Raw genomic sequence first — 8,346 nt, forward strand, 5'->3', positions numbered from 1 at the left:
ACAACGGTCTTGTGTATGGAAAGTTGCGTTTTTGGCGACGAGGATTTTCCGAAGGAAAATCAGAAGTTGGCAAAAATGCAACTACCATTATTTAAGCACTAATCTAGCAATTTTTTATACACGTTGTTATAAAATGTAGCGAAACATTTGAGTAAGCACGAAATATTTAGCCATAATCATGGAACAATTATAAAGCAAAAGCGAAACGAGTTTTGCTTTTACCATTTAATAGCGAAAAGTGTTTTTCTTCAAAACTCTTTGCAGCATTTTGCGTTTGAGTAATCTAATCCTTTTAGATTCAAATTCCGAATGAGTGAAAAAATTCCGATTGAGTAAGTTTTAATAATTTCAGAATAGGAGTGTGGGAAACTTCGTAAAAGTAATTTTCAGTTTCAGGTTTATAATTATATTCTAAAAAAAATGAATCCATTATTTATTATCAGAAATGAGTAAGAGAAAATTCAAAAGCAGAGTGAGAAGTAATTAAATATTAATCTGTGAATTAATGTTTGTTTCATAGTTCAGAGGTTCATCTGAGCTATTTTTTATAACGGTTTTGTGTATGCTTTGTTGCGTGTTTGAGCAACTAAGTTAGCAAATAAAAATCGAATAGAAAATCCGCGAGGATTTTCGTAAGCAGTCTAGAACTAGCAATAAAATATACACGTTGTTAACTGCTTTCGCGACAAATAAGAGTAAGCAGATTTAGATTAGCAATAAAGATTGGACAATAAAAAAAACAAAAGCTAAACGCTAGTTTTGCTTTTACAACTTAATAACGAAAAGTGTTTATTTTCAAACGCTTTGTAGTATTTAGCGTTTGAGTGATTAATCCGCAAACAATTTTAATTTCCGTAAGTGCTAGATTCCAGTATTTTAAATTCAGAATTCGAGTAAGAGATTCCGAAAGCAAGGAATTCAATATCTGAGTAAATTCAGAGTTTGAGTAAAAGTTTTTTCAGAATTGAGTAAGGAAAAACTCTGATGAATAATGTTTTTAGAAATTCAGTTAAAATAGGAGTTACAATTTTCGGAGCGATTGCATTTAACGTGATTGTGTATGATTAGTGGCGTGTTTAAGCACCTAATTTAGTAAATAAAAACCGAATAGAAAATCCGCGAGGATTTTCGTAAGTATGCGAAAACTAGCCATTAATTATACACGGTGTTATGTGCTGGAATTCTTTTTCTGTTCAATTATTTCAGTACATACATCAATTAGGAAGCCTACTAATTCGTCGATTAATTTTTTCAAAAACTCTATTGAGTCAATATGAACTTGTTTTTCGATTTTATTATATGAGATTCCGTTCGTTTTTTCGATAAAATCAAGATTATCTTGCTTAAGGTCTTTTAAAACTCCTCTATTGTGCGCAATTGTATTTCTAATCAGTTGGTATTTTCTAATTTTAGTCCAGATTTCATTTTGATTATCCAAATTCACATTTAAAACGTGAGTTATGAATTTCCTACATTGTCCAATATAATTCCCTCCTGATAAATCCTTTGGTCCTAAATTCAAACCCTCAATTTTTCTGCATCTTTCGCAAAGATGAAAAAATGAATGTTCGAACATTGAATAAACAGTTAAAAATGTAGATTCATTCAATATGCTTGAAAATTCCGATTGATTTATAATTTCATTTTCATAAATATCATATGCGTCTGGATAGTCTGGATTAAACTGATTTTCGATATTCCATTTGTCAAATCTTTTTTTAAGTTCTTTCTCGTTTTCCTCAATCATTTTCTGCGAACTTTCGAGGTAAGCTTTGATTGGGTCAAAGTTGAAATAATATCCTATTTCGAGATGACGAAGTACAAAAAATTTTGATTTAGGTAAGCGACTTGTTCTTGACATAGTTTATTCTTCTTGCACATAACGTGTTTGTGTATGAAAAGTTGCGTTTTTGTGAGCGAGGATTTTCCGTAGGAAAATCAGACGTAACAAAAGTGCAACGATCTTTATTTAAGCACTAATGTAGCATTTTTTTATACACGATGTTGTACACTGGCCTTAATTTCGTTTTCTATAGTATTGTAGGTTTTGTAATCTTTTCAAGAATCTTCATTTCCCCAGTAAATAGTACTTCATCTCTAATAGTTCCTGAATCTATTCCTTTCCAATAGTTATGAGCTAAATTATTCCATTCATTTATAGAAATGGTTCCACCAATTAACCAGTCCTGAGATGCTCTATGTATTTTACCATCAACTTCTACTTTGAATATCTTTATTTGTTCACGATTATTCAAAACTTTAAACCATAAATTCAGAGAATCTTGATGATTAGGTATTAGCCAAATACAATTCTTTCTACTTGGTAACTCTGGATAGAATTCATTTCTAATTATCTCAAAAATTAATTCACGATTTAGTTTAATTGCGTCTCCAAGACTAGCTGTTGCTTCCTTTAGAGTTTTAAGTATGTTAAAATGATAATCTTTCATTATCGAAGGAGCTGGGTGTAGTTTTGCATACTCTTCAAATGCAGCTTTAGTTACTTTATATATTTCATGTTTTTCTCCTTTTAATTCTATATAAAGACTTCTATTTGCAAAAGATTTCCAGTAATTGTTTTCCTCCTTTCCAATATGGATTATATCGTCTTTTTTCCAGTCGCAATTCGTGTTATTTATATGATAATAGGTTGTCATATTTTACGTTTTGGCTTGTGTACAACGTGTTTGTATATGGTTTGTTGCGTGGTTAAGCAACTAAGTTAACAAAAAAAAACGGATAGAAAATCCGCGAGGATTTTCGTAAGTAAGCTATAACTAGCAATAAATTATATACGTTGTTGTGCATAGTGCTTTTCACGTTCAGCTTGGTTTTCCGATGTTTGTTATTTAGTTCAGATTGAGCGTTGGCAAGACATACTCTTTTGCAATTTTGGGCTTGTGTGTTGGCTGTAGCGAATTGCAAATGTGTATGGCTTTTAGCGTTGGCTTTTTATACAAAATCTAATGGTTCAAAATCAATATCCTCATTTGAAACAGCGTCGTAAATTTTAAATATTCCTTCTTCTAACCAAACTACTTTAATATTTTCCGCTGTACAAAATTCAATTAAACTGACTTGTGGTTTTTGAGAATAGACCAAAAATTCTTTAATGTCCTCATATTCCATTTGTCGGTTTACGATTGAAAACTTATAATATTTAAGCTGTCCAACTCCCTTAATAGTCTGCTTTTCTTGGTCAGGCATTGAGCTTAAGATAGTTTTAATTTCAAAAACTAAAGCAGTTTCTTCCATTGTCGACAAACAATCAAACTTTCCTTCATAGAGTTCAAATGCTCTTTCTTCGCAGAACAGTCCAAGCTGCCTTACGATTTCTTGATGTTCTGCCAAACGTTGCTGACGAATTCTAATCGATTCTGAATAATCTATACTAACTGTAGAAATTGTATTAAAAATTGGGTCGACAGCAATTGTACCTGAAGTCACAGGTCTAAATTGTGAATAGAGAATTCCTTCTGCATTCGTTGCATCAGGTGGAATTTCTGTGGAAATTTCATCCTCTGTAATAACAATTCTACCTATCGGAAAAGCATTGTTTCCTCTTCTAACAATATCTCCTAATTGTTCTGCAATTCCAGGAAGAATTTTAACAGCATTTCTACCCATTGATACAGAAGTTCCTGTAGATTCAAGAATTTCTTCCAATGACAATTCGGAAAGTTCAATAATTCTCTCGTATTCTTCAATTGAATCATTTTCAGCTTCCAGAGCCAGCATTAATTTTTTTGTTTCTATTCCAGATTTATCTTGAACAAGTTTTAGTAAAATTCTATATGGATGACTTATTTCTCCATCTGTACCTTCAACACCTAATTGAATAAAAGCGTTCCTCCATAATTCTTTTCTAATATTTTCGTCTGGTATAGATAAAATTTGAATCGCACTTGGTGTAAGCTCTCCTGATTTGTTATCATAAACAATTAAAAACCCAATTAATTTAAAGAATTTAATAGTTTCCCTTGCTGCGGTATGATAACCTCTATTTGAAGGTGTCTTTGCACTTTGTTCTAATAAATATTCTTCAATAGTTAGTCCTTCACGACCTGGATTAATCACACCATTTCTTAAAAGTTGTTCTCCAAGGTTTTCATCTCTTAAAGGTGTTTCCTCCTCAATTAACTGCAAGACAGTTTGTAGTGCCTCAAAATATTTATTAAGATTATTGAATTGGTGTGGTATGTTTTTCATTGAATTAGCAGAAATTAAATTTCTGCTAATATACCATTTGTATTAATTTTTATCTCAATTTGATTATTGACATTTAATTCTTTCAATCGATTATTCGCAATTTTAATGTAATCTCTATTTTTCTCAAAAGCTATAAAATTTCTGTTGTTCTTGACAGCACTAACGCACTCACTCCCAGAACCACCAAAAGGAACAAGAACTAAATCATTTTCGTTAGAGAAATGTTTAATTATTCTATCACAAATTGCCAACGGTTTTTGAGTTGGATGGTCAACTTTTTCATCAGCAAATCTTTTACCTGCTAAAACTGGAATATTCCATACATCTCCAGCGTGTTTTCCATCAGGATGTGGTGTCCAAACTTTACCGTTTTTGATTATTTTGTTTTTTAATCTTTCTTTACTTTTATATGGTTCTCTTATTTGATGATATGTGTAATCATCAGTTTTTGAAAACCAAAGTATAGGTTCGTAATTTGCCGAAGGCGAATTTTTATAACCTGAAAAACTGTTTTCGTAATGCCAGATTATTTGCCTTCTGTATTTTAAATCTTTTTGATACAGGTAAACGTGCAGGTGACATAAATAATGGTGAATACCATAAATAAAAATTGAACCTGTTGGTTTTAATTTTGTAATTGCAACATCAAGCCATTTTTTTGACCATTTTATCCATCCATCAACGTCATTCCAATTATCTGACGAATTTCCAAAATCCTTGTTTAAATTATAAGGTGGGTCAGCTATTATTAAATCAATAGAATCATTTTCTAATTTCTGCATTTGCTTAATACAGTCTCCATAATGTATTTTGTTTGTTTCAATCATCTTTCTTGATATTTTGGAATATTAAAACGTTTTGATGGTGCATATTTGGAACGAATGAAAAAGGATAACCGTAAGGGTAAATACTTTTATGTCTCTGATATAATATTTTAATTCCTTTCAAAACAAAATTCCCTTTTTTCTCCAACGCATTCGCTAAATCAGCGTGAAAAGTATAGTATTTCTCTTTTTTTCTAAAGTCACTTACAATTACACACATATACTTTCCAGACTTTAATGGTTTAGAACAGTCATTGAAAAACTTTGCAAGCGTTGAAAGGAATTTGTCATAATCTTCAATATTTGCCAAATCTTCATTGTTCTCACTATACTTATGGTCTAAATCATTATCAATTCTTTCTTTTCCTTTATGGTCAACAGTTTCCAAAATGTTCCAATATGGTGGACTTGTAGCAATAAAATCTATTTCGTTTTTTTTGAATTTTTTAATTTCTTTCTGACTATTTCCATTTATTAAATTTTGCTTTGTTTTTAAAGGGAAATCGTCAGGAACTTCTAATTCAATTCGTTGTAAACCCAAATCGTGGTATTTGGGATTTAGTTCAATTCCGTAACCAATTCTATTATTGAATGCACAAGCTTTTACAGTTGATGCGACTCCTGAAAATGGGTCAAGAACTTTGTCATTTTCTTTAGAAAAGAATTGAATAAGTCTTCCAACATCTTGGAAAGAAAAAGGTGCAGGATGCTGTTTTTCAATTTGTGCATTTTTATTACCAGCACCTAAACCTTTTTGACTAAATACTGTAATAGTTTCTGGTAACCATTCTTTAGCGGTTAAATCATTTAAGTTATTATTCAAAGCAAAAGCTGATTTCTCGTTTGGAAAAAGAATGGCATTTGCTTTTTCAACATCTCCTTTTGAATGAAATAATGCAACTTTTCCCCAATCTTCAATAAATCTGCTTGGTATTCTCAACTCAACTCTCTTTTCAAAAATCTCGTTCAGTTTAGTTTTTGCAAGTTTATTCAGTTTGGTTTCTTCAACAGGAACAACTTCTTTTCTATCTTTTTTATATAGTTGGTATTTCATCAATTATTTCTTCTCGTATTTCATTTGTTCTTCTGCAACTTTTAAGGCATTCATTCCTTCTTTTTCGTCTTTAACTATGTCATAAACCTTTGAGCCAATCCACAAAGCTTCTAATTCCGAAAACGAACAATTGAAAGTTTCACTAATTGTTTTTAAGTGTTCTCGTTTTAAAGGTTTCTGGTCGCTTTCAACTTTACTTAAAAAACCATCTCCGATTTCAAGTATTGAAGCAAGTTGCCTTTGAAACATTCCAGTTGATTCTCTTAATTCCTTGATTTTCTGTCCAAGTGTCATTTTACCAAATTTAGACTTGACTAATTATGGTCAAATGTAATTAATTTAATTGGAAATACAATTTTTTGCGGTTGGAAATTTTAGCTCTTTTGGTTTTTAGAGCGTTGGATGTAGGCGTAGGCAAAAACCAAATGTGCTAAAATATGCGGTTGGGTTTTCAGACAGAAAGTTTGATGATTTGTACGATTTCCCGCATTATGCACAACGTGTTTGTATATGGTTTGTTGCGTGGTTAAGCACCTAATTTAGCAAATAAAAACCGAATAGAAAATCCACGAGGATTTTCGTAAGTAGGCTATAACTAGCAATAAATTATATACGGTGTTAGCCACTGGTTTTATTTTTCTTTTTAATTAGTCCGTATATTATGTTAATCGGAAAAATTAATTGTCCAATAATCATCAGTAAAACAGTCAAAGTGATAACCATTGTCAGATTGTTATTAAACTCCCATTCCATAATCTCATTCCGATAAAATTTAGTCAAAATCCATACAATTAAAGTTCCGCCAAAAGTCAATCCAATATGTGTCCAATTCAGCCATTTCGATAGTTTTCTGTCAGCTTTTTGCATAAGCCAATATCCAATTCCGATTATTCCGAAAAGTATTGAAATCAGTATTGCTAAATGTAAATATGCAATGATATAATATGTGTCGTGTACATTAATGTCCAAATCTGCGCTTCCGCTCATAATTCCAATCAAAATTATTATTGGAATTGAGAGTAAAAAAATTAGATGTGGTTTTTCGATTAGTTTGTTCATTCAACTTGTGGCTAACGTTGTTGTGTATGATTTGTTGCGTGGTTTTAGCACTAAAGTTAGCAAATAAATTACAGATAGAAAGTCCGCGAGGACTTTCGTAAGTAGGCTATAACTAGCAATGAATTATACACGGTGTTGTGCGTTCGTTTTTATTCCGATTTATACATATTTCTATAATGTTCAACGTGATGAGTAAATTCCTCTTCATAAAATGGGTAACTTATTCCCAAAATTGAGATTTCATATCCTTCATCTTTCATTCCAGTAATTGCATTTCCGGCAACTCCTTTTATTTCAAGCCCATCCTGTCTGAATACTTTTAATTCTGATATTACTTGAGTATCAATAAATTCAAATTCTGGGTCGTCAGTATTTATTACAATATTATTTTTCAAGCAGTATTCTTTAAAGAATTCGTATGGCGTTTCTATTTCATTGAATTCAATTAGTCCAAATGCAACTCCCATTGGTGCATCTGCTTTTTCTAGTTTAGAAGTTCCAATTTCTTTGCCTTCTAAAACCACATTATAGTTTGTTTTACAACTGTTTAGTACTTTTTCGTTGTAAAAATCTAAATAATAATCTGAAGCAAGACATTCAAATGTTTCGTCTTTAAAAAAGAAAATAAAATGTTTTCTGTCAGAATTACTAGTTTGAATTTTCTCAATCGGATTCGGTAACTCTTTATCTAATCCGTTTTTAATTTCATAGAATTCTCCCCAAGGTAATTCATTGTGATTAGTTCTATATTGTCCGTAAAAATACCCTTCGTCATTGCAAGTATTCAGAGAATATTCCGCACAGTTTTTAAATCGGATTTTAACTTTGTCGCCTTCCTGATATTTGTCGAATTGAAAATGATTGAGATAAATATCCATTGTTAAGTCAATTCCGTCCACTTTTAATTCAATTTCAGGTGAAACTGGGTCAGCGTTCCAATCATTAGTTATTTGGATATAGTCAATTTTTCGAGTTGGAATTTCCTCTACCTTTTTTGTTCCAAATATTTTATTTATCCAACTCAATTTCTTTTGTTTTCGGTTTTTCTTAAATGACGCACAACGGTCTTGTGTATGCTTTGTTGCGTGTTTAAGCAACTAAGTTAGCAAATAAAAACCGAATAGAAAATCCGCGAGGATTTTCGTAAGTAGGCGAGAACTAGCAATAAAATATACACGTTGTTAGCATTACGTATGGTTT

At 31.3% G+C, this 8,346-nt stretch carries 8 protein-coding genes; all 8 read right to left on the reverse strand.

Going from position 1 to position 8,346, the window contains the following annotated elements; translation table 11 throughout:
• Positions 1-1,168 precede the first annotated feature (1,168 nt).
• The 8 genes from ACVC3Y_RS00305 to ACVC3Y_RS00340 all read right to left on the reverse strand — a co-directional run bounded on the left by ACVC3Y_RS00305 (position 1,169) and on the right by ACVC3Y_RS00340 (position 8,243).
• Positions 1,169-1,861 carry a hypothetical protein gene (locus ACVC3Y_RS00305; protein WP_452225746.1) on the reverse strand — a complete coding sequence of 231 codons (693 nt, stop codon included), beginning with the start codon at positions 1,859-1,861 and terminating at the stop codon, positions 1,169-1,171.
• 169 nt (positions 1,862-2,030) lie between these two features.
• A complete protein-coding gene (locus ACVC3Y_RS00310) occupies positions 2,031-2,657 on the reverse strand; it encodes a DUF2441 domain-containing protein (RefSeq protein ID WP_452225747.1) in 627 nt (208 codons plus the stop codon).
• Positions 2,658-2,952: 295 nt separating this feature from the next.
• A complete protein-coding gene (locus ACVC3Y_RS00315; protein ID WP_452225748.1) occupies positions 2,953-4,209 on the reverse strand; it encodes a hypothetical protein in 1,257 nt (418 codons plus the stop codon).
• Between the two features lie 14 nt (positions 4,210-4,223).
• Positions 4,224-5,036 (reverse strand): DNA-methyltransferase, encoded by an 813-nt coding sequence (locus tag ACVC3Y_RS00320; RefSeq protein ID WP_452225749.1) that lies wholly within the window; start codon positions 5,034-5,036, stop codon positions 4,224-4,226.
• Complete coding sequence (locus tag ACVC3Y_RS00325; protein WP_452225750.1) at positions 5,029-6,087, reverse strand: DNA methyltransferase; 1,059 nt, start codon at positions 6,085-6,087, stop codon at positions 5,029-5,031. The genes ACVC3Y_RS00320 and ACVC3Y_RS00325 overlap by 8 nt, the downstream gene beginning before the upstream one ends.
• Positions 6,088-6,090: 3 nt before the next feature.
• Positions 6,091-6,381, reverse strand: a complete 291-nt coding sequence (locus ACVC3Y_RS00330) for a helix-turn-helix domain-containing protein (RefSeq protein ID WP_452225751.1) — start codon at positions 6,379-6,381, stop codon at positions 6,091-6,093.
• Positions 6,382-6,705: 324 nt separating this feature from the next.
• Positions 6,706-7,074, reverse strand: coding sequence for a cbb3-type cytochrome c oxidase subunit I (locus ACVC3Y_RS00335; protein ID WP_301162017.1), 369 nt, complete (start codon positions 7,072-7,074; stop codon positions 6,706-6,708).
• 221 nt (positions 7,075-7,295) lie between these two features.
• Positions 7,296-8,243 carry a hypothetical protein gene (locus tag ACVC3Y_RS00340; RefSeq protein ID WP_452225752.1) on the reverse strand — a complete coding sequence of 316 codons (948 nt, stop codon included), beginning with the start codon at positions 8,241-8,243 and terminating at the stop codon, positions 7,296-7,298.
• Positions 8,244-8,346: the final 103 nt, after the last annotated feature.

Source organism: Lacinutrix cladophorae (genome assembly GCF_053604645.1).

What these genes read in the sequence shown, in the direction of transcription:
- ACVC3Y_RS00315 (WP_452225748.1), bottom strand. Translation starts at nt 4,209, where the DNA reads ATGAAAAACATACCACACCAATTCAATAATCTTAATAAATATTTTGAG.
- ACVC3Y_RS00305 (WP_452225746.1), bottom strand. Translation starts at nt 1,861, where the DNA reads ATGTCAAGAACAAGTCGCTTACCTAAATCAAAATTTTTTGTACTTCGT.
- ACVC3Y_RS00330 (WP_452225751.1), bottom strand. Translation starts at nt 6,381, where the DNA reads ATGACACTTGGACAGAAAATCAAGGAATTAAGAGAATCAACTGGAATG.
- ACVC3Y_RS00325 (WP_452225750.1), bottom strand. Translation starts at nt 6,087, where the DNA reads ATGAAATACCAACTATATAAAAAAGATAGAAAAGAAGTTGTTCCTGTT.
- ACVC3Y_RS00320 (WP_452225749.1), bottom strand. Translation starts at nt 5,036, where the DNA reads ATGATTGAAACAAACAAAATACATTATGGAGACTGTATTAAGCAAATG.
- ACVC3Y_RS00335 (WP_301162017.1), bottom strand. Translation starts at nt 7,074, where the DNA reads ATGAGCGGAAGCGCAGATTTGGACATTAATGTACACGACACATATTAT.
- ACVC3Y_RS00310 (WP_452225747.1), bottom strand. Translation starts at nt 2,657, where the DNA reads ATGACAACCTATTATCATATAAATAACACGAATTGCGACTGGAAAAAA.